The sequence below is a fragment of the Brucella anthropi ATCC 49188 genome (genome assembly GCF_000017405.1).
GTDB classification, from domain to species: domain Bacteria; phylum Pseudomonadota; class Alphaproteobacteria; order Rhizobiales; family Rhizobiaceae; genus Brucella; species Brucella anthropi.
This window is the reverse complement of the sequence record NC_009667.1, coordinates 529372-549737: the sequence shown is the minus strand read 5'-3', so window position 1 is coordinate 549737 and position 20366 is coordinate 529372. Positions and strand designations below refer to the sequence as shown.

Below are 20366 nucleotides of genomic sequence, written 5' to 3'. Positions count from 1 at the left end.
TTACTCGCCCTCACGCTTGAAATTGAAACCACCGGCATCCGTCAAAAGGAATGCCTCGCCGCACTGACGCGCAAGATTGCGCACGCGCAGAATATAGCTCTGACGCTCGGTAACCGAGATCACGCCGCGCGCATCCATCAGATTGAACACGTGGGATGCCTTGATGCACTGGTCATAGGCCGGGAAGACACTCTTATGCATTTGATGATTGGCGTTCGGACCAGGCGCACCAGCCTTCAGAATGGCCTCGCACTCGCGCTCGGCATCGATGAAATGCTGACGCAAAGCCTCGGTATTGGCCATTTCAAAGTTGTAGCGAGAATACTCCTGCTCAGCCTGCAGGAACACCTCGCCATAGGTGACCTTTTCATCACCTTCGAGACCGTTGAAGTTGAGGTCGTAAACATTGTCCACACCCTGCACATACATGGCGAGGCGTTCGAGACCATAGGTCAGCTCACCGGAAACCGGCGAGCATTCGATGCCGCAGACCTGCTGGAAATAGGTGAACTGCGACACTTCCATGCCGTCGCACCAGCATTCCCAGCCGAGACCCCATGCGCCGAGCGTCGGGCTTTCCCAGTCATCTTCCACGAAGCGCACGTCATGCAGCGTCGGATCGAGACCGATGGCGCGCAGCGAACCGAGATAGAGATCCTGAAGGTTCGGTGGCGATGGCTTGATGATCACCTGATACTGGTAATAGTGCTGGAGACGGTTCGGGTTTTCACCGTAACGGCCATCCTTCGGACGACGCGATGGCTGCACATAGGCAGCCTTCCACGGCTTCGGCCCCAGCGAACGCAGCGTCGTTGCCGGGTGGAACGTACCCGCACCCACTTCCATGTCATAGGGCTGCAAGATAGCGCAACCGTGCTCCGCCCAATAGTTATGGAGCGTCAGGATCAGACCCTGAAAGGAACGGGTGGGATGCATATGTGCTGGCAACGTACTGGACACGGGGTCGGGCCTTGTAATTGAAATGATGGCCCGGTCTAATTTGTCCGTAACGCAGGGTCAAGCACAGGCTGCCAGTTTCGGTGTCACACCATCTTGAAACCGGCAGCCTGAAGCTCTTAGTCAGTAGCCGGTTTTTCTGGAGCCTTGTCGGACGGTGCGGCAGGCGCAGGCGATTGTTCAGGAGCTTCCGGCTTCTGCTCGACAGGCTTTTTCTCGTCGGGCTTTGCAGCATCGGCAGAAGATTGCCCCGGGATATCCGGCAAACCCTTCTTCAGCTTCGCCTCGATCTTCACCAGATCTTCCGGCTCGGGCTTGCCTGCAATGGCATGGTTCCACTGGAATGTCGCTTCCAGAAGACGCCCGACACGCCAGTAGGCATCGCCCATATGGTCGTTGATCGTCGGGTCTTCCGGACGAAGCTTGACCGCCTTTTCCAGTTCGACCACCGCCTCGTCATACCGGCCCAGCATGTAATAGGCCCAGCCCAGCGAGTCGACGATATAGCCGTCCTGCGGACGCAGCTCGACCGCCTTCTTGATCATGCCCAGCGCTTCATCGAGATTTTCACCCCGGTCGACCCAGGAATAACCAAGATAGTTCAGCACCTGTGGCTGATCGGGATAAAGCTCCAGCGCCTTGCGGAAATTGGGCTCCGCCTTGTCCCATTGCTTCAGGCGTTCATAGGCGATGCCGCGCTGGTAGAAGACCGGCCAGTCCTTGCGTTCCGGCGTCTTGATCTGTTCCACCGCAGCATCATAAATCTTCGCCGCATCGGCGAAATTCTTGTCCTGTGCATAGACACCACCGAGCGCCAGATAAGTGCGCATGTCGGTCTTGTCACGGTCGAGCAGAACTCTCAGCTGCTTGACGGCGTCGGCAGACTGGTCGTTTTCCGCCAGATTGAGTGCACGCTGCATTTCCGCATCACGACGATAAGGCGACTTCTCCGGCACGCGACCATAGTAGTCGATGGCCTTTTCCGGCTGGCGCAACTTGGCGGAAATATCGCCCAGCTGATAAAGCGTTGCGTCATTGTCCGGACGCAGCGGCAACGACATCTGCAGATAAAGCTTTGCAAAGGCTTCCGCGCCGCTGCGGTTGATCGCAGTGCCAAGAGTATAGAGCGCTTCGGCAGTCCCTTCCTGAGCGGTTTTGATCAGGCGGCCATATTTCTCGCCAGCCTCGATCTTTTCACGCATTTCGGTGATCGTCATGCGACCGTTCAAAAGCTCGGCTGCATCATTCAACGTCTTGATAGCACCTTCCTTGTCACCCTGACGAAGCTTGAAGGAGGCATAGGCCATCACGATGCGTTCGTAAGTGTCAGGGGCAGCGCTCCCGCCGGGCCGATCGTCGATGGCCTGCTGGTAGAAATCACGCGCTTCCTGCTTCTGGCCGGCGAGATCGGCTATCAGTGCGGAATTATAGGTGCGGAACAGACCATACCATTCCGGTCCCTGCATTTTCTGGATATCGGCGAGCGCCTGTTTGGGGTTGCCCTGCCCGACCTTCACCCACGCGCTCATGAAGCCGGTCGCAAGGCGATCCATATCGGATTGCAGCGACAGCATCAGAAGCTGCCCGACCTTGCGATATTGCTTGCGGTCAATGGCGTCGATGGCCAGCGCCACGCGCGAAAAACGCTCGATGTCCGGGACGTTCTTCAGTTCTTCCGCCAGAGGCAGCGCATCCTTGAAACGGCCCTCCGTCAGCAAAACCAGTAGCAGATCCTGCTTGATCTGCGCATTGCCCGGATCGAAGGCCATAGCCTGACGATAGAAATCGACGGCGGTCGCGAGATTATTGTCGGATTCGGCGGTACGTCCGGCAAGATAGGCCCCGGCAAACGAACCGGCGCGGACAGGAGGCGGTGCAGGATCATTTGTCGCCTTGGCCAAAGCGCCGCTTGTCGGGATCGCGATTCCCGCCAGAAGCGAGAGCAGCAAACCATAAAGCGGGCGGTATTTCGATCCTTGCCGCATAAAGCCCTATCCTCTTCTCAAATCCCTGTGACAGATACCGGCAAGCAAACCCTCAAGTGGCTCAAAAGCCGGGGCACGCTGTCTCTTTGCCGGAAAAGGCACCCCAAGCATGGCCTTTTTGGGATGGCGGGGCAAGAAAAGCATCCGTGATGGGACGCTTTTCCTGAGTATTCTTCACCCGCAAGAAATGCTGGCGGTAGCTTGCAGCTGTTGCCTGTCAGTTCACGCGGCTGATGCAGAAATCAATGACTTCGATCAGCGCGTCCTTTTGAGGCGTCGCTTTCAGAGGTGCCAGAGCATCTCGGGCAATTTCGCCGAAATGCCGCGCGCGCTGCACCGTGTCGGCAATCGCGCCGTGCTTCGTCATCAGGCCGATGGCCTTTTCAAGCGAGGCGTCATCGCTCGCACCGTCTTCGATTGCGTGTTTCCAGAAAGCGCGCTCATCGTCGGTGCCGCGGCGATAGCTCAGAATCACCGGGAGCGTGATCTTGCCTTCGCGGAAATCGTCACCGGTATTCTTGCCGAGATCGGCTGCCGAGCCGCCATAATCGAGCGCGTCATCGACCAGCTGAAAGGCAAGACCGAGATTGAGGCCATAATCGCGCAGCGCCGCACGATCCGAACGCTGTGCGCCGGCGATGATCGGGCCGACTTCACCGGCAGCCGAGAACAGCGCCGCAGTCTTGGCCTTGATGACCGCCAGATATTCGTCTTCGGTGGTTTCCATGTTCTTGGCAGCGGCAAGCTGCATTACTTCGCCTTCGGCGATCACCGAAGCCGAGGTCGCCAGAACGTCGAGCGCGTCGAGCGAACCGACATCAACCATCATCTTGAAGGCCTGCCCCAGAAGGAAATCGCCAACGAGAACGCTGGCCTGGTTGCCCCAGATCATGCGCGCCGTGCTTTTTCCGCGCCGCAGATCGCTTTCATCAACCACATCGTCGTGCAGAAGCGTCGCAGTGTGCATGAATTCCACAGCAGTCGCGAGACGCACATGACCGTCGCCTTCGTAGCCGAACATGCGAGCTGCCGCGAGCGTCATCATGGGACGCAGGCGCTTGCCGCCTGAGGAAATCAGATGATTGGCGACTTCCGGTATCATTTCAACATCGGACCCGGCCCGGGAAAGGATCATCTCGTTCACCCGCGCCATATCGGCCTTTGTCAGATCGACAAGCGGTTGAACCGATCCTTCCTGTTTCTTTTTACCGTCCAGATTTAGAACCACACCCAATGCCATTTCTCCTAGCTGCCCGGCCACATTATTGAAACGGACCGGATTGCTCAAGACGCAACTGCCCCCAAAGCGCCCTCAAAGCGATACTATTCCAGCGCCTGTTCACCATTGAAGGAAGCTGTTGTCAATGCGGTGCATTCGCTACAAACTGTTCAAATGATCGAACTTATCCGTACGAATGATTCCGTTCTGCTGTCCTTTGCCGAGGCCTTGATGAAAGAGGCCGGGATCGCCTATTTCATTGCCGACACGAATATGAGCATCATCGAAGGCTCTTTGGGCGTATTGCCGCGCCGCCTTCTGGTCAGCGAAGAGCAGCTTGAAGAAGCAAGGCAGATTCTGATCGATGCCGAGATTGAACACGAACTGCGCGATCGATGACTTCGGAAGCAAGTTTTGAAACTGAAGATGAGGCTGGAGAAACGCTCGATGTGTTTCATCGTGGGGCGTTTCACCTCATCCAGCCCGCATTGAAAGGCCATCGTTCCGGTGTGGATGCGATGATTCTGGCAAGCTCCGTTCCAAACGGCTTTGCCGGGCGCGTTGCCGATCTTGGCAGCGGTGCGGGCGCTGCAGGGCTTGCTGTTGCGTCGCGCTGCCCTGACGCCAATATCACCCTCGTCGAACGTTCCGCTTTCATGGCGGGCTTTGCCCGCAGAAGTGTTGCGCATCCGCTGAACGCCGCTCTTGCAGGCCGTATCAGTGTGATCGAAGCCGACGTCGGCCTGAGAGGCAAGGCGCGCATCGCCGCAGGGCTTGTCGACAACAGTTTCGACTTCGTCATCATGAATCCGCCCTTCAACGAAGCGCGCGATCGCAGCACACCCGATCCGCTGAAGGCGGAAGCGCATGTCATGCCCGAAGGTATGTTCGAGCAATGGGTGCGCACTGCGGCGGCCATTGTGAAGCCTGGCGGAGGCATTGCCATTATTGCCCGACCCGGTTCGATTTCTTCCATCCTCGAAGCACTGTCGGGACGATTTGGCGGGCTGAGAATCATTCCCGTTCAGCCCCGCCCCGAAGCGGCGGCGATCCGTATTGTCGTGACAGGCACACGCGGGAGCCGCGCCGGTCTTTCGCTGATGCCGGCGCTTGTTCTCCACGGCAGCGACGGCCACGGCTTCACCCCACGCGCCAACGGCATCAATAACGGGCTCGACGCTCTGATCTAGAAACGCGGCTGTGCCAGCACGACCAGATTGCGGTCCGGGTCGTGCAATCTCAGAATCGTCGTATAGTCAGCTATCTCGACATTTCCGGGGCGAATCCCATCGAATGAAAGACGCGCATGTTCGGCTCGTACGTCGTGGACGATGAGTGTCAGTGTGCCGTGCCCTGCTTCCGCCGGGTTCTGGTAAAGCTGGAAGCCCGCACTCAACCCGTGATGCCATTCAGCCAGTCCCTGCATCGGTCGCGCATCGGGATTGCGATCGAAGATCGTGGCAAACCATTCCGTGCTGCGTTCGAGGTCGGAGCAATTGAGCTGGGCGAAAATAGCAGTGAGCACCATCGTGGTGTCCTCCCGGATCGGATAACACGGTAGCATTCCGGAAGTTCCGATAGTCCAGACCTGCCGATTTCGGTCCGAGCGGGTGATTTTGGTTGAAACCCTATATTCGAGCCAATATTCCTAAAACCGCAATTTTCGTTCTGCGGCTCCCCGCCGCCCTTTTCCGAAAAAGCGCAAACAGCAAAACGACAAGAACAGGCAACGGGAACCAATGAACCATAGCCCAAACCAAAGCCGCCCCGTATCCATCATGCGGCGCTTTCTGGATAGCGAATCTGCAGGGGGTGTAAGCCTCATGGTGGCGGCAGCGCTTGCGCTGATCGTGGCGAATTCTCCGTTCTCGCAGGCCTATTTCGATATACTGCACACTCATATCGGTCCGCTGAGTCTGACGGACTGGATCAACGATGCCTTGATGGCGGTGTTCTTCCTGCTTGTGGGGCTGGAGATCAAACGCGAATTTCTCGACGGTCAACTGGCAAGCTGGCCAAACCGAATGCTGCCCGGTATCGCCGCTGCGGGCGGCGTCATCCTGCCAGCCATCATCTTCACCGCTTTCAACTGGCACGACCCTGCCAAGGTACGCGGCTGGGCTGTGCCATCTGCCACCGACATCGCCTTCGCGCTCGGCGTTCTGTCGCTTCTGGGTTCACGGGTTCCTTCCAGCCTCAAGGTGTTTCTGGCGACACTTGCTATCCTGGACGATCTCGCAGCCGTCGTCATCATCGCCATTTTCTATACGGCTGAAATCTCCATGCCATATCTTGGCGGAGCTTTCGCCGCCGCTATCGTTCTGTTCGTCATGAACCGGATGGGCGTGATGAAGCTCCTGCCCTACCTGATCGGCGGAGCAGCGCTCTGGTTCTTCGTGTTGAATTCCGGTGTTCATGCAACGGTTGCAGGCGTGGTGACAGCACTTATGATTCCGCTGAAGGCCGCGCCCGGCAGGCCTGACGACATGACCTCGCCGCTGCATGTGCTGGAACACGCGCTGGCCAAGCCTGTTGCCTTCATCATCGTGCCGATTTTCGGCTTCGCCAATGCGGGCATATCGTTTGCCGGTCTCGATGCCTCGGTGATGCGGGATACACTCACGCTTGGCATTATGCTTGGCCTCTTCATCGGCAAACAGCTCGGCGTTTTCGGAGCCGCCTGGCTTGCGATCAAGACAGGTCTCGCACAAAAGCCGCTCGGGGCCACGTGGATCCAGCTTTACGGCGTGGCGGTCCTGTGCGGGATCGGCTTTACAATGAGCATCTTCATCGGCCTCCTCTCCTTCCCGTCCGATCTCATGCAGGCGGAAACGAAGATCGGTGTTCTGGCCGGTTCGGGCCTGTCGGCCATTTGCGGCTATATCCTGCTGCGGCTGGTCACAAAGCCGAAAAACACCTGACAGAAACGACATCACCGCCCGGAAAACAAAATTTCCGGGCGGTTTTCTTTGTGTTTCCCAAATGGCTTCCTACATTCCGGCTGAGAGCCTGAATGATTTCAGTTAGCAGGAGTTTGCCTTGCCCGGTTTATTGACGCGCCTTGTTCCACGCCGCTTCCGCCCGGTTTCCATCGAGATACCTGTCGTGCGGCTGCATGGCGCCATCATGTCCGGTGGATCTGCATTCCGTCCGATGCTTTCACTGGCGTCGACCGCAGCAGTCCTTGAAAAGGCGTTCACCGACAAGGAGACGCCCGCCGTCGCCATTTCGCTCAACTCGCCCGGCGGATCACCGGTTCAGTCCCGACTGATCTACCGGCGTATCCGCGACCTTGCCGCCGAACACCAGAAGAAGGTTTTTATCTTCGTCGAAGATGTTGCCGCCTCGGGTGGCTACATGATCGCGCTGGCTGGTGACGAAATCATCGCCGATCCGTCATCCATCGTGGGTTCTATCGGCGTGGTGTCGGCCTCGTTCGGCTTCCCCGAACTTCTGAAAAAGATCGGTGTGGAGCGCCGCGTCTATACGGCAGGCTCCAACAAGGTGACGCTCGACCCGTTCCAGCCGGAGAAGAAGACCGACATCGAGCGGCTGAAATCACTGCAGCTCGAAATCCACGAGACCTTCATCGACATGGTGAAGGAACGGCGCGGTACGAAACTTGCAGAAGACAAGGACCTGTTTACCGGGCTGTTCTGGACCGGCATCAAGGGGCATGAGCTTGGCCTGATTGACGGGCTTGGCGATATGCGCAGCTTCCTGCGCAAAACCTACGGCGACAAGGTTAAGCTCAAGCTCGTGGAACAGAAACGCGGCCTTCTGGGGCGCAAGATGCCCGGCATTGATATGGCACTCGGTAATCTTGAACCGGCTTCCATTGCCGCGCATCTCGGCGACGGGCTGCTTTCAGTAGCCGAAGAAAAGGCACTTTGGGGCCGTTATGGCCTGTAAAAACAAAGCGAAGTCGAAAATCAGCGTCGATTTTCGAACCAAAGCTTTGAATTCCCTCGTTTCACCATGATATGGTGTCAGAAAGCGGGGTGGGCCGCTTCCCGCCCCTTCATGAACACTCGGCATTTCGGCGTTGCGATCCGGCGATCCGAAATGCGACCCTTAAGGACTTGAGGCCATGCCCCAGCTCATCTTTCTGCTGCTGATCATCGCCGCCGCCTGGTACGGCTATCGCTCGTTCAAGCGTGAAGCCTCGCGCGTGTCCCAGCGTGTGCGTCAGGCAGAAAAGGAAGCGCAGAACCGGGCTCAAGGCACGTTGGTGCAGGACCCTAAAACCGGCGAATATTACGTCAAGAAGGACTGACCTGTCTTGTAAGAGAGGTTGCCAACGAAGTGGTGCGGTTGCTCGCCGCAGCCGGATGCCATGTTTTCTCAAGAGCGGTTCCAATTTTAACAATATCGTCGGAGCCGCTCCAACTATTTGTTTCATAGCATTTGCCTCACGCAAAACCGTTTCACACTTTTGCTGGAAATGCGCTATTCCCGGTCCGTAGCCAGAAATGACCCTTTTTCCGACAACCGAAACGCCCGCGAATGCCGGGTCCGCACATGCGGTGACGCGTCTGGCACCGGCCAAGATCAATCTCGCACTGCATGTTACAGGGCGTCGTGACGATGGCTATCATCTGCTCGATATGCTGGTGGTCTTTGCGCGCTATGGCGACATCATCCGTATCGAGCACGCTGAAAAGGATAGCTTCACGGTCAGCGGCCCTTTCGCAAAAGGCATACCGCTCGATGGTGGCAATCTGGTTCTCAAGGCACGCGAGGCCTTGCGTGATCATACGCAAAGGGCATTGCCGCCCGTCGCCGTTCATTTGGAAAAGAACCTTCCGATTGCGTCGGGTATAGGCGGCGGATCGAGCGATGCCGCAGCAACGCTGCTCGCGCTCGATGAATTGTGGGGGCTCGATCTCGGTTTAGAGCAACTCGCCGCGATGGGGCTTACCCTTGGCGCCGATCTGCCCATGTGCCTGCATGGCGCATCCAAGGGCACACCGCTTGCCGCGCGCGGCATCGGTGAAGACCTGAGCCCGGTTGTCGGATTTCCAGCCCTGCCGATGCTCCTCGTCAATGATGGAACCGCTGTTGCAACGCCGGATGTCTTTCGCGCACTCGACAAACGCGACCATCCAGCGCTGAACCTTGGCTCCCATGCAGATATCGCCCCCCTTTGCGCCTATCTGCAGACAACCCGCAACGATCTTCTGCCTCCGGCCCTAAAACTTGCCCCCCAGATCGGTGACAAACTTGACCTGCTTCGCGCAAGCGGATCGCTTTACGCACAGATGTCAGGCTCAGGTGCAACCTGTTATGCGATCTACGAAGATATGGCCGCCACAGAGCGGGCAGCAGCACTTCTCTTGGCCGAACGACCCGACTGGTTCGTCGTCGCAACCCAAACGGCTCCCTCCCAAAAGTAGTTTCTGAACGGCCTCCCAACCGAAAGTCTGAAAAATCGCCCTATTGTTCACTCTCATTGGACAATATATTGGGACAGACTGTTCGCTCTTTTTGAACAAAATGCCTTTTACAACAGTTTCGTGAATACTGATATATAATATAACTTATTGATTATATTTAGTTATTTCTCATAAATTATCAACATTCCATAAAATTGGCTGCACGAATGTGTGATTAAGAAAACATTTTCGTGACTGGAACTTTTACCCACTGTCACCCATTTCAGCTGCATCGGAACGACGAACAAAACGCCGCTCGACTTTCCAAGGAGATAGGAAAATGAAAAAGATTGTTCTTGCTGCCGCTGCCCTCGCTCTTAGCGCCGGTGCTGCCTTTGCTGAAAACCCACGCGTTGGCGAACCTGCCGATCTCTATGCAAACGACCGCACCCCGGTTGCTTCCCAGAAGGTCGACTACACCGCTCCCGCTTCGATCAGCCAGTCCTCATTCCAGGACGGTTCGGCTCATCGCTTCGGTGACGCATCGCCTTCGAGCTACCAGAACTAAGTTTTCCGAAAACTTAGGCGCAGGGCGTCGTCAAAAGCCTCCCAGCGGATGACGCCCCGATGAATTCCCAAGCTGGATATTCCTCCCAATCATTCAGCTTCCCCAGTTATCTCCCCGATGGATGGCATGGTGCCACCCGGGAGCCCCGGAAAGGCTTCTATGCCATCCGAAGGGGCGATTTTAAGGATTACGAAAATGAAAAAGTTTGCTCTTGCTGCTGTTGCCGTTGCCCTTAGCGCCGGTGCCGCTTTCGCTGAAAACCCGCATGTCGGCGAACCTGCCGATCTCTATGAAAACGACCGTACGCCGGTTGCAACGCAGAGCCAGAAGCTCGACTACACGGCTCCTGCCTCGATCAAGGCTCCGGTCTATCAGGACGGTTCGGCTCATCGCTTTGGCGATGCTTCGCCTTCCTCTTACCAGAACTAATCCGGCCAGAACTAATCCGGTCAGAACTAATCCGGTCAGCATGTCTGATGAAAAAGGCGAAGCTTCCAGCTTCGCCTTTTTGTTTTGTTCAGTCTTCGTCGGGCGGCAGAATGGGGTGTTTGAGACGGACCGGCCGCAAGTGCTGTGGAAGCAGATCAAACGCCACGCCGTCGAGCAACAGCGGCTTCAAAAGATCCAACCGAACCAGAAGCCCGGCATCGAGCGTCGCCTTGTGGCCGAAGATTTTACGGACCGTGCCCAAGCCGCTATCTTCCGGCAGTGAAAAGCGCGCGGTACCCCCATCACTATCCATGTGGCGGCGGAGGACTTCCTCCCATCCTTCCTGCGGAATAGCGCCCGGTTTCAGCAACAGTACCCACGGCGTGCGGATTTCTGCGAGCGCCGCCTCAATATCCATTTCGGCATAAAAGCTACAGCCGGCACCGAGCGCGACGAGAGCGGTTTCGTCCGATGACCCCCGGTCGATGACCGTAACACGGCGCAGCAACCCCTCCACAACAGCCGGCACCAAAGCCGAAAGCGTGTGGGCCAGCGCTCTTTCTGAATTCAGGGTTTCGATGACGACGGACAACATGCGCGCTTCATATATCAAGAACGCGTGAACGGAAAGCTGCTGCACATATGTTCTTGCTTTGTTCTAAATCTTGCGATAGGAATAGATTCATCAGAACAGAGTCGCATGGCAGCACGGCACGCGCAACAGAACAGTTATCAGCCCTGAAGGGGTATCCTGTTCCCGGTTTGCTTTCGTCGTGGCTGCACAACGCCAGATGTTTCCATTCAGGGAGACGAAAATGGAAGTGATCCAGCAGGCAGATATCATCAAGCAGGCCGACATGGCTGCCTTCGGTAGTGGACGCGCGGATCACGCCAATGCGATGATCGGTGAGGCAGGCCTGCGCATCGACCATGCTCGCAGGCGCGGACGCGGCGCGGGCATCAACCCGACCGGACGCTTCGAGCCGACGACGCGGCATGATTTCGATGACGGCTGGACCACGCTTGAGGAACTGCCGCCGTTCAAGACCGACGTGCAGATCGAAAAGCCGCGCACGATCATCACCCGCAATGATTCACCCGACATCAATTTCGACCGCTCGATCAATCCCTATCGCGGTTGCGAGCACGGTTGCATCTATTGCTTTGCCCGTCCGACCCATAGTTACATGGGGCTTTCTGCCGGTCTCGATTTCGAATCCCGCCTGTTCGCGAAGCCGGATGCAGCGCGCCTTCTGGAGCGCGAGCTCGCCAAGCCCAATTATCAGCCGAGGACCATCGCCATCGGCACCAATACAGATCCCTATCAGCCGGTCGAGAAGAAATGGCGCATCATGCGCGAAATTCTCGAAGTGCTGGAGGCTGCCAATCATCCGGTCGGCATCGTGACGAAATCCGCCCTGGTGGTGCGTGACATCGATATTCTAAGCCGCATGGCCGAGAAGGGGCTGGCCAAGGTCGCCTTGTCAGTCACGACGCTCGATGCTCATCTGTCTCGCACGATGGAGCCGCGCGCCTCGACGCCGACACTGCGGCTTCAGGCCATCCGTAAGCTTGCCGATGCGGGTATTCCAGCGTCCGTCATGATGGGGCCGGTCATTCCGGGTATCAACGATCACGAGATCGAGCGCATTCTGGATGCAGCCTATGCGCAGGGCGCGCGCGAGGCGGGTTATGTTCTGCTGCGCCTGCCGCTCGAAGTAGCCCCTTTGTTCAAGGACTGGCTGTTGCGCAATTACCCGGATCGCTATCGTCATGTCATGTCGCTGGTGCGCTCCATGCGCGACGGCAAGGATTACGATGCCGAATGGGGCAAGCGCATGCGCGGCACAGGTCCCTATGCATGGCAGATCGGACGTCGTTTCGAGATCACCGCACGCAAGCTCGGTTTCAATGCGCGCCGCCTTCAGTTGCGCACCGATCTGTTCGAACCGGTCGAAAAGGGAGGCAAACAGCTTTCACTGTTTTAGGCGAGGCACACAAAGGGGCTCCAAAAGGCGAACTTCACCTTGGGCTGGTGCCGCTTTTCAAACTGCATATCCTATCAGTCGTCAGTTCAATTCCCGTCTGATCTCTTTTCGGACGGAGGGGCTACCTGCTTTCACGCCACCATCCTCGAGCAGGGCCCTTGCGGAGAATCGGAAGCAATGCGAGCATCGCCGCCAAATGAAACGCTCGGCTTCTGATTCTCCGCTTCTCTTTGATATCCCACTCGCGCCTGACTTTTCTGAAGAGAAAAGATTGCTTGCGCGCGGACTGAAACACATCGTCGGCATAGATGAAGCGGGACGTGGACCTTTGGCCGGTCCTGTCGTGGCTGCTGCCGTGGTGCTCGATATCGACAACCTTCCAAACGGTCTGGACGATTCCAAGCGTCTCACGGCTGTAAAGCGCGAAGCGCTCTACGAAACCATTCTGGAAAAAGCCATCACCGTTTCGGTGGCAAGCCTCAGCGCGCGCAGCATCGATGCAAGCGATATCAGGAAAGCCGCGCTTGAAGCCATGCGTCGCGCTTCTGTCGGCCTGACCTTGCAGCCATGCCATGCGCTGATTGACGGACGCGATGTTCCGCCCGGACTTCCCTGCCCTGGCTCGGCTCTGGTCAAAGGCGATCAGCGTTCCGTCTCCATCGCCGCTGCGTCTATCGTCGCCAAGGTAACGCGCGACCGTATGATGATCCGTGCCGGAGCGGCGCATCCACCTTACGGACTGGAAATCCATGCGGGCTACGCGACTGTGAAACATCGTGCCGCCATCGAAACGACTGGCCCCGTTCCCGGTATCCACCGCTATACTTTCGCGCCCATCAAAGGCCGTTACAGCGTTTAAACAGTTGCAAGCTTGGCCGCGAAGCCGAAAAGCAGCGCTGCAAAGCCCCAGCGTTGGACTGACTGTATGGCAGGATAACGTTTGAACAGGCTTCCGAGCGACGAACCTGTGAAGGCGTAGATTGTGTCGAACGACAATCCCACGATCGTCATCACAGTCCCCAGCAACGCGAACTGGAGCGTAATGCTGCCATTTTCGGGATGAACGAACTGCGGCAGCAGGACCGAACAGAAAAGCAACGCTTTCGGGTTGAGCAGATTGGTGAGGAGACCCTTGCGAGCCGAAGCCAGATAGGACCGGCGTTCGCGCACGCCGCCAGCTGCATCCACTGTCGGCAAGGGGTGGCGCAGAATGCCGATGGCAATCCAGACCAAATAGCAGGCACCGATGATCCGGACGAACTGAAACGCGACAGGAAAAGCATGAAGAAGTGCAGCCAGACCAAGTGCGGCAAGGGCGACGTGACAAGCGCGCGCGATTGCAAGCCCTGCTGCCGCTGCAAGCGCATGTGTCCTGCCCTGTGCCGCACCAGTCTGGAGGAGCAGAAGCATATCCGGTCCCGGAATAAGAAATGCAGCAGCTAGTGCACCTGCATATAACCACATCTCGCTCATCGATATCGTCCACCAGAGCATTTCCAGCAAAAGCGCGAAGCAGTTTTGCGTAGGCTAATGCGAAAAAAGAGAGTGCCGGCCGGTCCGCTATGCGAAGCAGCTGCATGGTCGAAACTATGCGGAGATGGATGCGCATGTCCTTGCGATTTGTGGCGCAATGTTACGGCTTTGTGGTACATTCTGCCAACATAACAACTATGATTGTCGGATTATGCCAACACTGAAACTGGACGCTATCGACCGCAAAATACTGACCGCACTCCAGGACGATGCGCGGCTCTCCAATGTGCAATTGGCGGAGAAAATTGGTCTGTCGCCCTCTCCGTGCCTGCGGCGCGTCAAGATGCTCGAAAAGGCAGGCGTCATTCAAGGCTATCATGCAGCGCTGGATCGAAACGCGGTCGGGCTTGGATTGACTGTTTTCGTGGGCATCCGGGTAGAGCGCCATCACGAGGAAACCGCGACGGCGTTTCGCACCTCCGTGCAGAATCTGCCGGAGGTCTTTTCATGCCATCTCGTGTCGGGAGAATCCGACTTTCTGCTGCAGGTGGTGGTGCCTGATCTCGCAGCCTATGAGCGCTTTCTAACCGGCACGCTGCTGCGACTTCCCGGCGTGATCGACATTCGGAGCAACTTCGCCATCCAGACGGTCAAGTCACAGGGAGAGCTGCCGCTCGCCCATCTCACGGGCCTCAAGGACTGACCTCACCTCGCACCATCGAAGCACCATCATGCCGGATATTGTCAATGCAGTTCTTGTCGGCTCTCAGGGCGTTCTTCTGGGTCGTCGCAGTCCGGATCGCCGCGCCTATCCAAACCGTTGGAGCTTTCCGGGCGGTCATGTTGAAGCAGGAGAGAGTTTTGAACGCGCACTCCAACGGGAAATCCAAGAGGAGCTCGGACTAACGCTTCACTCGTTTTCGTTCCTCACCACTATAGAGATCGCAAGTCCGGCAGCGTCATTCCACCTCTTTACCGTCACCGCCTGGGGCGGCCGCCCTGCCATTCGCGACCAGGAACATACGGAACTGCGGTGATTCATGCCAGAGGAAGCCTGCGCACTGGATGACCTTGCTTTGGAGGAATATCGACCGTTGTTTCATAAATTGAGTGGCATGGCAGCCAGCCGCTGATCGGACTGGATCGAAATCGATTTCTCAACCCGGAAAACAAAAACGCCGCCCTTTCGAGGCGGCGTTTTCTAGAAAACTGTATAAGCCGGGATTAGTTCAGGTTCGACTTGACCTGCGACAGAGCATCCTTGAACAGGTTGCCTGCGACCTTCGTGTCGACCTTGTCGGCAACGATCTTGCCAGCTGCAGCAACTGCCAAATCGACCGCCGAAGCGCGAACTGCGTTGATGGCATCGACTTCAGCCGTTGCGATCTTCTGTTCGGCAAGCTTGTTGCGGCGCGCAACATATTCTTCCGTCGCGCGCTTGGCGTCTTCGAGAAGTGCCTTGGCTTCACGCTCGGCGGAAGCAACGATGTCGCCTGCTTCCTTTTCGGCTTCCTTGCGCTTGCGATGATATTCGGCCAGCAGCTGCTGGGCCTCTTCACGAAGCGTGCGGGCTTCTTCCAGTTCGTTCTTGATGCGGTCAGCGCGCTCATCGAGCGAACGACCGACCATACCCGGAACCTTCAGGTAAGCCAGGATTGCCAGAAAGATAATGAGGCCAATCAGTGCCCAAAATGTAGCGTCCATTGTCCTCTCCTCAGGCGTTCGAAGCCTTGACGGCTGCTGTTACCGAAGCCTTGTCGGCCTTGGTGCCCAGAAGCTGTTCGACGATCTCTGCCGTGGTTTCCTCGGCAATGTTGCCGACGTCGTTCATGGCCTTCGCCTTGATCGCGGCGATACGTTCTTCAGCTTCCTTGAGCTTGCGTTCAAGTGCTGCTTCGGCCGTAGCGCGTTCTGCGTCGGCTTCGCCCTTGCCCTTTTCACGAGCAGCTTCGGCGATCGAAGCAGCCTTGGTGCGGGCCTGGGTCAGTTCCTGCTCGTAAGCAGCAATAGCATTGTCGGCATCCTGCTTGAGGCGGGCTGCCTGCTCGAGATCCTGAGCGATACGGTCGCGACGGGTTTCGATCACGCCGCCGATGCGCGGCAGAACCACGCGCGACATGAACAGATAGAAAAGCCCGAAGGTGATCGCGAGCCAAAGGATCTGCGATGCGTAATGGGTGGAATCAAACGGCGGGAATACGCCGCTGCCGTGTCCGGCATCGTTGGCGACCCCGGTTTCGGTGTGCACAGCATCGGCTGCGCCGTGCTCGCCAGCAGCAGGTGCCGGTTGCGATTCGGTGGCGGTTTGGGCAAACGCCGTGGACACGAACATCCAGATTTCCCCTTTAATCCAGCACGATCTGATCCAGATGGAGAGGGATCATGCCTTACTCAGACGTCATATGCAAAGGCCAGCCGCGCTGCATTTCAAGATACAGATCGCGGCCAGCCAGTTCCTTGCAACCGTTGATTAGACGGCGAAGAGGAGCAGAAGCGCGATGAGCAGCGAGAAGATGCCCAGAGCTTCCGTAACGGCGAAACCGAACACCAGACGGCCGAACTGGCTGTCAGCAGCGGACGGGTTGCGCAGAGCGCCGGAGAGGTATTGGCCAAAGATATTGCCGAGGCCGAGAGCCGTACCGGCCATACCGAAACAGGCGAGACCGGCGCCGATGTACTTTGCTGCTTCCGCTTCCATGTTAAGCTCCTTCTGGATTGAATATAAGCGCGGATTTCAGTTCTGGCGGTCGCCCGCCGGCTTGAACTCAGTGTCCCGGATGTACTGCGTCGTTGATGTACATGCAGGTGAGAACGGTAAACACGTAGGCCTGCAGGAAGGCTACGAGGAATTCGAGTGCGGTGATCGCCACCGTCATGATCAGCGGCAGGACAGCGCCGCCGATGCCGATGGGCCCAAGTGCGGCCAGCGAGACGACGAAGCCCGCAAAAACCTTGAGCGTGATATGGCCAGCAAGCATGTTCGCAAAGAGACGAACCGAGAGGCTGATCGGACGCGACAGGAACGAGATGATTTCGATGGCGACAACCAGCGGCACGATGATGCCGGGAACACCGCTCGGCACGAACAGCTTGAGGAAGCCGAGACCGTGCTTAAAGAAACCGTAGACAATGACCGTACCGATGACCAGAACCGCAAGCGCGAAGGTCACGATGATCTGGCTCGTAACCGTATAGAAATACGGGAAGAGACCGAGGAAATTTGCGACCAGAACGAACATGAAGAGCGAGAAGACGAAGGGGAAGAACTTCATGCCCTTCGACCCTGCTGAATCCCGCAGGCTGGTGGCCACAAATTCGTAAGCCATTTCCGACACCGACTGAAGACGGGTCGGGATCAGGCCGCGGCCCGAAGACGTCAGATAAAGGAAGCCCGAAGCGACCACGACGGTTGCGACCATGAAGGCCGAAACGTTCGTGAACGAAAGGTCCACACCGCCTACATCGATGGGAATCCACCGGGAAACCTGAAACTGATGGATCGGATCGTTCGCCACCTTAACCTCGTCTGTCTTCCCTGCCCGAAGGCAATTTGGCCTGCCCGAAGGCGATTTGGTCTGCCCGAAGGCGATTTGGTCTGCCCGAAGGCGTTTCAGTCTCGGACCAGAAGGCCCACTTGTTCACTTACACTTGAACGAACTTTACCGTGAAGCCCGTCAAGTCCTATTTCTTGTCGTTCTTTTCCGCGCTAGATTTAATGTTAGCCTGTTCGGCAACATATCCAGCGGAACGAAGCACGTTGAGGACGCCCGCACCGAAGCCCAGAAGGAGAAATACGATCAATCCCCAGGGCGACGTGCCAGCGACACGATCGATGAACCAGCCAATCAGCGCACCGACCAGAACCCCTGCGATAAACTCGCTGGAAATCTTCATGGCCTGCGCGACCGAGCTTGCAGTCGCCGATCGCTCATCCTCGGAAGCCGGCTGCTTGAGCACACCCTTCTTGGCCAGTTCGGCCTCCAGGCGGTTCAAACGCTGATCCAGCTCCCCGGAACCGGGTTCGTTCTTCGCATTCTTGATCGCACCGGATGGCTTTCCGGGTTCAGTCCCGCGCGCCATTGGCAGCTCCTTTTTTCAAGAAATACGAGGATTTCAATCCCATTTCCAAGTTGCGCGCAACATATTGACACGCCGCCCGCTAGTCAAGGCGGTGCAGGCATTGCTCCAAAAGGTTTTTTATCAAGCAATCTCAATTACTTAGATATTAGTGCGACTCATTTTCCGACCAAAGGATCAGATTGGCCACATTATTGGCTAAAAAAACGGAATCGATTTCGGATGGTCATGCCGCATTCAAGGCAGGAGGAAAGTCGGCCTTATGCGCCTGTTCGACCTTTTAGTCCGCTAACAAAAACGTGACTTGAAATCGGCCGATCCCTTTATTGCCGCGAGAAGGAGCAATCAGCTCCATCCGCCGCCATAGGTGCGATAGAAGATGTGGAGACCGATCTTGGCGACCTTCTTCATGGTCGGGGCCCAGAACGGACGAACATAGGTCGCATGATAATGGGTGGCGGAGCCAACTTCCGGCAGCCATATCTGACCGGCAGAGACGGTCTTTGCCACCTGCTGCGCCATGCGCCATTGCGGCATTTCGGTTACGCGGTGCTTCTGGCCGTCGCAGGCGAAGGAAAACTGGCAGGCATTGAGCCAGTCGCGATTCTGGTAGACCACACCGCAGATCGATCCCGGATAGGCCGGGTTGCGCACGCGGTTGAGGACGACCTGGGCGACGGCAACCTGCCCCTTCACCGTTTCGCCGCGCGCTTCATAATAGACAGCCTCGGCAAGGCACTTCTGTTCGCCCTTGCTGAAAGCGGAAGGCGGCAGTGGCGTAGCCGCCCATTCGTGGTCCTTCTCACCGATCGGTGGCACGAAGCGGCCTTCGTCCGGCTGGGGCTTCAAAATGCTTTCAAAGGGCGATGTCTTGCCATAGTCCGGCGTCGCAGGCGCATAACCAAGGGCCAGCGCATCCGGCTGGTCATTGGTAATGAGCTTGGCGAGCTGGGTCGGCATTTCGGAGCGCGGCTTCGGCGGTTTGACCGCATGGAACGCCATGGTGATGGCGACTTCCTTGCCCTCCAATTTGTTAGAGAAGGCCATTTTCGCGTCCGTCTTTTCCGGCGGACGCGTGATCATGCTGATCTTGTCGAACATGCTGCCGGCAGTGAAGGCCTTGGCGGGCGCCTTAGGCTTCACCGAGACGAGGCGGCCCGTCTTGTCGGAGCGATTGATGCGGTTTTCGTCCGGGTTCGGATCGTCCGGGCCGAGCTTGGCCGTCTTTTTACCCCCGGACAGCGCAACACGACCGATGCCCGGCACTTCGATACCGTTGGTTGCGATGCTGCCCGTTACCGTCGTTGCATCCACGAACGGCATTTCGGCCTGATGTACGGAGCCGACCGGTGCCTTGGCAACAAAGGCAGTCCAGCGATGCGATCCCAGATCGGCCGACGGCACCAGGCTCGCCATATCCTGAAAGGCAATCGCATTGGAATTGAAAAGATAAGTCATGGCCGCCAGAACCAGCGGCACCAGACGGTGCGGTTTATGAACTGTCTGGCGTGGCTTTGCCCTTACGGCGTAATAGCGCCCCTCTTCCGGGCAATAGCCCGTGACAGGGTAATGCCACACCGGCTCGGCAACGGCCTTCCTTCGACCAAACAGCGCTCGTAAAGATACAAGACGCACCGCACACTCCACTCACACTGACTAAACTGATGCGGTGATAACGAAGTATTAACCTTGCCCACTGGGTGCAGGACACGCTTGCAGCTCTGGCGAATACAGTCATTATCAGCAGCGCGTTAACCATGAACGAATATGGTTAATGCGGGGTTTAAGCAGTTTCAGCTTTGCGAAAACCGAATTGCTGTAGTGAGGAGGTGCATCATGGACAAGGTTACGGGTGGATGCCTGTGCGGCAATGTCCGCTTTGAAGCAACGGGACAACCATATCGGGTCGGTATCTGTCACTGCCTCGACTGTCGCAAGCACCATGGAGCCCTGTTTCACGCTTCAGCGATATTTCCCGAAGCTGCGGTTACGGTCGAGGGAGAGACCCGTGACTATGCGGGACGATTTTTCTGTCCGCGTTGCGGGTCGCCTGTTTTCGGGCGCAGCGCGGATGAAGTCGAAATCAATCTCGGTTCACTCGACGCACCGGACCAGTTCAAGCCGACCTATGAACTCTGGACCATTCGCCGCGAATCCTGGCTGCCGCCATTCCCGGACATGAAGGGTTATGAGCGCGACCGCGATGGGTCGAGCCGCTTCGAGGATTAGAGTGCACCCCGAAGAATGTGAAACGCCTGGCTGCACAGGGAAATCAGTCCAGTGGATTGATTTCTG

Annotated in this window: 25 protein-coding genes; 13 read left to right on the top strand and 12 right to left on the bottom strand. The window is 57.2% G+C overall.

The annotated features are described in order from the left end of the window. From OANT_RS02715 to OANT_RS02705, 3 genes are all read right to left on the bottom strand, one after another. Window positions 1-936 (bottom strand): glycine--tRNA ligase subunit alpha, encoded by a 936-nt coding sequence (locus OANT_RS02715; protein WP_012090798.1) that lies wholly within the window; start codon window positions 934-936, stop codon window positions 1-3. Between the two features lie 140 nt (window positions 937-1076). Continuing rightward, window positions 1077-2942 carry a tetratricopeptide repeat protein gene (locus tag OANT_RS02710; RefSeq protein WP_012090797.1) on the bottom strand — a complete coding sequence of 622 codons (1866 nt, stop codon included), beginning with the start codon at window positions 2940-2942 and terminating at the stop codon, window positions 1077-1079. Window positions 2943-3159: 217 nt separating this feature from the next. After that, the gene (locus OANT_RS02705) at window positions 3160-4176 is read right to left on the bottom strand and encodes a polyprenyl synthetase family protein (RefSeq protein WP_010658340.1); all 1017 of its coding nucleotides are present in this window, start codon (window positions 4174-4176) and stop codon (window positions 3160-3162) included. 159 nt (window positions 4177-4335) lie between these two features. Between OANT_RS02705 and OANT_RS02700 the strand changes: the two genes are divergently transcribed. Then, complete coding sequence (locus tag OANT_RS02700) at window positions 4336-4560, top strand: putative signal transducing protein (protein WP_010658339.1); 225 nt, start codon at window positions 4336-4338, stop codon at window positions 4558-4560. Beyond that, the gene (locus OANT_RS02695; RefSeq protein WP_012090795.1) at window positions 4557-5351 is read left to right on the top strand and encodes a tRNA1(Val) (adenine(37)-N6)-methyltransferase; all 795 of its coding nucleotides are present in this window, start codon (window positions 4557-4559) and stop codon (window positions 5349-5351) included. Before OANT_RS02700 ends, OANT_RS02695 begins: the two co-directional genes overlap by 4 nt. Here the strand turns inward: OANT_RS02695 and OANT_RS02690 are convergent. Continuing rightward, window positions 5348-5689 (bottom strand): VOC family protein, encoded by a 342-nt coding sequence (locus OANT_RS02690; protein ID WP_012090794.1) that lies wholly within the window; start codon window positions 5687-5689, stop codon window positions 5348-5350. The genes OANT_RS02695 and OANT_RS02690 overlap by 4 nt on opposite strands. Window positions 5690-5900: 211 nt before the next feature. Here OANT_RS02690 and nhaA point away from each other — a divergent pair, with 211 nt between their 5' ends. The 6 genes from nhaA (at window position 5901) to OANT_RS02660 (ending at window position 10533) form a co-directional block, all read left to right on the top strand. Then, the gene (gene nhaA, locus OANT_RS02685; protein WP_012090793.1) at window positions 5901-7082 is read left to right on the top strand and encodes a Na+/H+ antiporter NhaA; all 1182 of its coding nucleotides are present in this window, start codon (window positions 5901-5903) and stop codon (window positions 7080-7082) included. 118 nt (window positions 7083-7200) lie between these two features. Beyond that, window positions 7201-8073, top strand: coding sequence for a S49 family peptidase (locus OANT_RS02680; RefSeq protein ID WP_012090792.1), 873 nt, complete (start codon window positions 7201-7203; stop codon window positions 8071-8073). A gap of 178 nt (window positions 8074-8251) precedes the next feature. Continuing rightward, the gene (locus OANT_RS02675) at window positions 8252-8437 is read left to right on the top strand and encodes a membrane protein (protein WP_010658334.1); all 186 of its coding nucleotides are present in this window, start codon (window positions 8252-8254) and stop codon (window positions 8435-8437) included. A gap of 196 nt (window positions 8438-8633) precedes the next feature. After that, a complete protein-coding gene (locus tag OANT_RS02670; RefSeq protein WP_040129823.1) occupies window positions 8634-9557 on the top strand; it encodes a 4-(cytidine 5'-diphospho)-2-C-methyl-D-erythritol kinase in 924 nt (307 codons plus the stop codon). 319 nt (window positions 9558-9876) lie between these two features. Continuing rightward, the gene (locus tag OANT_RS02665; RefSeq protein ID WP_012090790.1) at window positions 9877-10104 is read left to right on the top strand and encodes a hypothetical protein; all 228 of its coding nucleotides are present in this window, start codon (window positions 9877-9879) and stop codon (window positions 10102-10104) included. A gap of 195 nt (window positions 10105-10299) precedes the next feature. Beyond that, a complete protein-coding gene (locus OANT_RS02660) occupies window positions 10300-10533 on the top strand; it encodes a hypothetical protein (RefSeq protein ID WP_012090789.1) in 234 nt (77 codons plus the stop codon). 88 nt (window positions 10534-10621) lie between these two features. Here the strand turns inward: OANT_RS02660 and OANT_RS02655 are convergent, their stop codons facing one another. Then, the gene (locus OANT_RS02655; protein WP_012090788.1) at window positions 10622-11128 is read right to left on the bottom strand and encodes a glycosyl transferase; all 507 of its coding nucleotides are present in this window, start codon (window positions 11126-11128) and stop codon (window positions 10622-10624) included. A 220-nt stretch (window positions 11129-11348) separates the two neighbouring features. Between OANT_RS02655 and OANT_RS02650 the strand changes: the two genes are divergently transcribed. Together OANT_RS02650 and rnhB are read left to right on the top strand one after the other, a co-directional pair. Then, window positions 11349-12521: a PA0069 family radical SAM protein gene (locus OANT_RS02650; RefSeq protein WP_010658328.1), complete on the top strand. Its 1173-nt coding sequence runs from the start codon at window positions 11349-11351 to the stop codon at window positions 12519-12521. A gap of 196 nt (window positions 12522-12717) precedes the next feature. Next, the gene (gene rnhB / locus OANT_RS02645; protein ID WP_012090787.1) at window positions 12718-13380 is read left to right on the top strand and encodes a ribonuclease HII; all 663 of its coding nucleotides are present in this window, start codon (window positions 12718-12720) and stop codon (window positions 13378-13380) included. Here rnhB and OANT_RS02640 read toward each other — a convergent pair. Next, window positions 13377-13994, bottom strand: a complete 618-nt coding sequence (locus tag OANT_RS02640) for a LysE family translocator (protein ID WP_012090786.1) — start codon at window positions 13992-13994, stop codon at window positions 13377-13379. The genes rnhB and OANT_RS02640 overlap by 4 nt on opposite strands. Before the next feature lie 211 nt (window positions 13995-14205). Here OANT_RS02640 and OANT_RS02635 point away from each other — a divergent pair, with 211 nt between their 5' ends. Both OANT_RS02635 and OANT_RS25255 read left to right on the top strand, forming a co-directional pair. Beyond that, window positions 14206-14697, top strand: a complete 492-nt coding sequence (locus tag OANT_RS02635; protein ID WP_029925618.1) for an Lrp/AsnC family transcriptional regulator — start codon at window positions 14206-14208, stop codon at window positions 14695-14697. Window positions 14698-14725: 28 nt separating this feature from the next. Then, a complete protein-coding gene (locus OANT_RS25255; RefSeq protein ID WP_012090784.1) occupies window positions 14726-15031 on the top strand; it encodes an NUDIX domain-containing protein in 306 nt (101 codons plus the stop codon). Window positions 15032-15218: 187 nt separating this feature from the next. Here OANT_RS25255 and OANT_RS02630 read toward each other — a convergent pair whose 3' ends face one another. From OANT_RS02630 to OANT_RS02605, 6 genes are all read right to left on the bottom strand, one after another. Continuing rightward, window positions 15219-15698, bottom strand: a complete 480-nt coding sequence (locus tag OANT_RS02630; protein ID WP_010658323.1) for a F0F1 ATP synthase subunit B — start codon at window positions 15696-15698, stop codon at window positions 15219-15221. 10 nt (window positions 15699-15708) lie between these two features. Then, window positions 15709-16326 (bottom strand): F0F1 ATP synthase subunit B, encoded by a 618-nt coding sequence (locus tag OANT_RS02625; RefSeq protein ID WP_012090783.1) that lies wholly within the window; start codon window positions 16324-16326, stop codon window positions 15709-15711. Between the two features lie 138 nt (window positions 16327-16464). Continuing rightward, the gene (locus OANT_RS02620; RefSeq protein WP_002963544.1) at window positions 16465-16692 is read right to left on the bottom strand and encodes a F0F1 ATP synthase subunit C; all 228 of its coding nucleotides are present in this window, start codon (window positions 16690-16692) and stop codon (window positions 16465-16467) included. Between the two features lie 67 nt (window positions 16693-16759). Next, entirely contained in the window at window positions 16760-17509 is a 750-nt protein-coding gene (locus tag OANT_RS02615) for a F0F1 ATP synthase subunit A (RefSeq protein WP_010658321.1), read from the bottom strand. 166 nt (window positions 17510-17675) lie between these two features. After that, window positions 17676-18074, bottom strand: a complete 399-nt coding sequence (locus OANT_RS02610; RefSeq protein ID WP_010658320.1) for an AtpZ/AtpI family protein — start codon at window positions 18072-18074, stop codon at window positions 17676-17678. A gap of 342 nt (window positions 18075-18416) precedes the next feature. Next, window positions 18417-19706: a cell wall hydrolase gene (locus OANT_RS02605; RefSeq protein ID WP_012090782.1), complete on the bottom strand. Its 1290-nt coding sequence runs from the start codon at window positions 19704-19706 to the stop codon at window positions 18417-18419. Window positions 19707-19907: 201 nt separating this feature from the next. Here OANT_RS02605 and OANT_RS02600 point away from each other — a divergent pair, with 201 nt between their 5' ends. Further along, window positions 19908-20300 carry a GFA family protein gene (locus tag OANT_RS02600; RefSeq protein WP_012090781.1) on the top strand — a complete coding sequence of 131 codons (393 nt, stop codon included), beginning with the start codon at window positions 19908-19910 and terminating at the stop codon, window positions 20298-20300. The last annotated feature ends 66 nt before the right edge of the window (window positions 20301-20366 follow it).

Excerpts from the sequence above, each read along its gene's own strand:
- OANT_RS02715 (WP_012090798.1), bottom strand. The coding sequence starts at position 936 with ATGCATCCCACCCGTTCCTTTCAGGGTCTGATCCTGACGCTCCATAAC.
- OANT_RS02710 (WP_012090797.1), bottom strand. The coding sequence starts at position 2,942 with ATGCGGCAAGGATCGAAATACCGCCCGCTTTATGGTTTGCTGCTCTCG.
- OANT_RS02700 (WP_010658339.1), top strand. The coding sequence starts at position 4,336 with ATGATCGAACTTATCCGTACGAATGATTCCGTTCTGCTGTCCTTTGCC.
- OANT_RS02695 (WP_012090795.1), top strand. The coding sequence starts at position 4,557 with ATGACTTCGGAAGCAAGTTTTGAAACTGAAGATGAGGCTGGAGAAACG.
- OANT_RS02690 (WP_012090794.1), bottom strand. The coding sequence starts at position 5,689 with ATGGTGCTCACTGCTATTTTCGCCCAGCTCAATTGCTCCGACCTCGAA.
- nhaA (WP_012090793.1), top strand. The coding sequence starts at position 5,901 with ATGAACCATAGCCCAAACCAAAGCCGCCCCGTATCCATCATGCGGCGC.
- OANT_RS02675 (WP_010658334.1), top strand. The coding sequence starts at position 8,252 with ATGCCCCAGCTCATCTTTCTGCTGCTGATCATCGCCGCCGCCTGGTAC.
- OANT_RS02670 (WP_040129823.1), top strand. The coding sequence starts at position 8,634 with ATGACCCTTTTTCCGACAACCGAAACGCCCGCGAATGCCGGGTCCGCA.
- OANT_RS02665 (WP_012090790.1), top strand. The coding sequence starts at position 9,877 with ATGAAAAAGATTGTTCTTGCTGCCGCTGCCCTCGCTCTTAGCGCCGGT.
- OANT_RS02660 (WP_012090789.1), top strand. The coding sequence starts at position 10,300 with ATGAAAAAGTTTGCTCTTGCTGCTGTTGCCGTTGCCCTTAGCGCCGGT.
- OANT_RS02655 (WP_012090788.1), bottom strand. The coding sequence starts at position 11,128 with ATGTTGTCCGTCGTCATCGAAACCCTGAATTCAGAAAGAGCGCTGGCC.
- OANT_RS02650 (WP_010658328.1), top strand. The coding sequence starts at position 11,349 with ATGGAAGTGATCCAGCAGGCAGATATCATCAAGCAGGCCGACATGGCT.
- rnhB (WP_012090787.1), top strand. The coding sequence starts at position 12,718 with ATGAAACGCTCGGCTTCTGATTCTCCGCTTCTCTTTGATATCCCACTC.
- OANT_RS02640 (WP_012090786.1), bottom strand. The coding sequence starts at position 13,994 with ATGAGCGAGATGTGGTTATATGCAGGTGCACTAGCTGCTGCATTTCTT.
- OANT_RS02635 (WP_029925618.1), top strand. The coding sequence starts at position 14,206 with ATGCCAACACTGAAACTGGACGCTATCGACCGCAAAATACTGACCGCA.
- OANT_RS25255 (WP_012090784.1), top strand. The coding sequence starts at position 14,726 with ATGCCGGATATTGTCAATGCAGTTCTTGTCGGCTCTCAGGGCGTTCTT.
- OANT_RS02630 (WP_010658323.1), bottom strand. The coding sequence starts at position 15,698 with ATGGACGCTACATTTTGGGCACTGATTGGCCTCATTATCTTTCTGGCA.
- OANT_RS02625 (WP_012090783.1), bottom strand. The coding sequence starts at position 16,326 with ATGTTCGTGTCCACGGCGTTTGCCCAAACCGCCACCGAATCGCAACCG.
- OANT_RS02620 (WP_002963544.1), bottom strand. The coding sequence starts at position 16,692 with ATGGAAGCGGAAGCAGCAAAGTACATCGGCGCCGGTCTCGCCTGTTTC.
- OANT_RS02610 (WP_010658320.1), bottom strand. The coding sequence starts at position 18,074 with ATGGCGCGCGGGACTGAACCCGGAAAGCCATCCGGTGCGATCAAGAAT.
- OANT_RS02600 (WP_012090781.1), top strand. The coding sequence starts at position 19,908 with ATGGACAAGGTTACGGGTGGATGCCTGTGCGGCAATGTCCGCTTTGAA.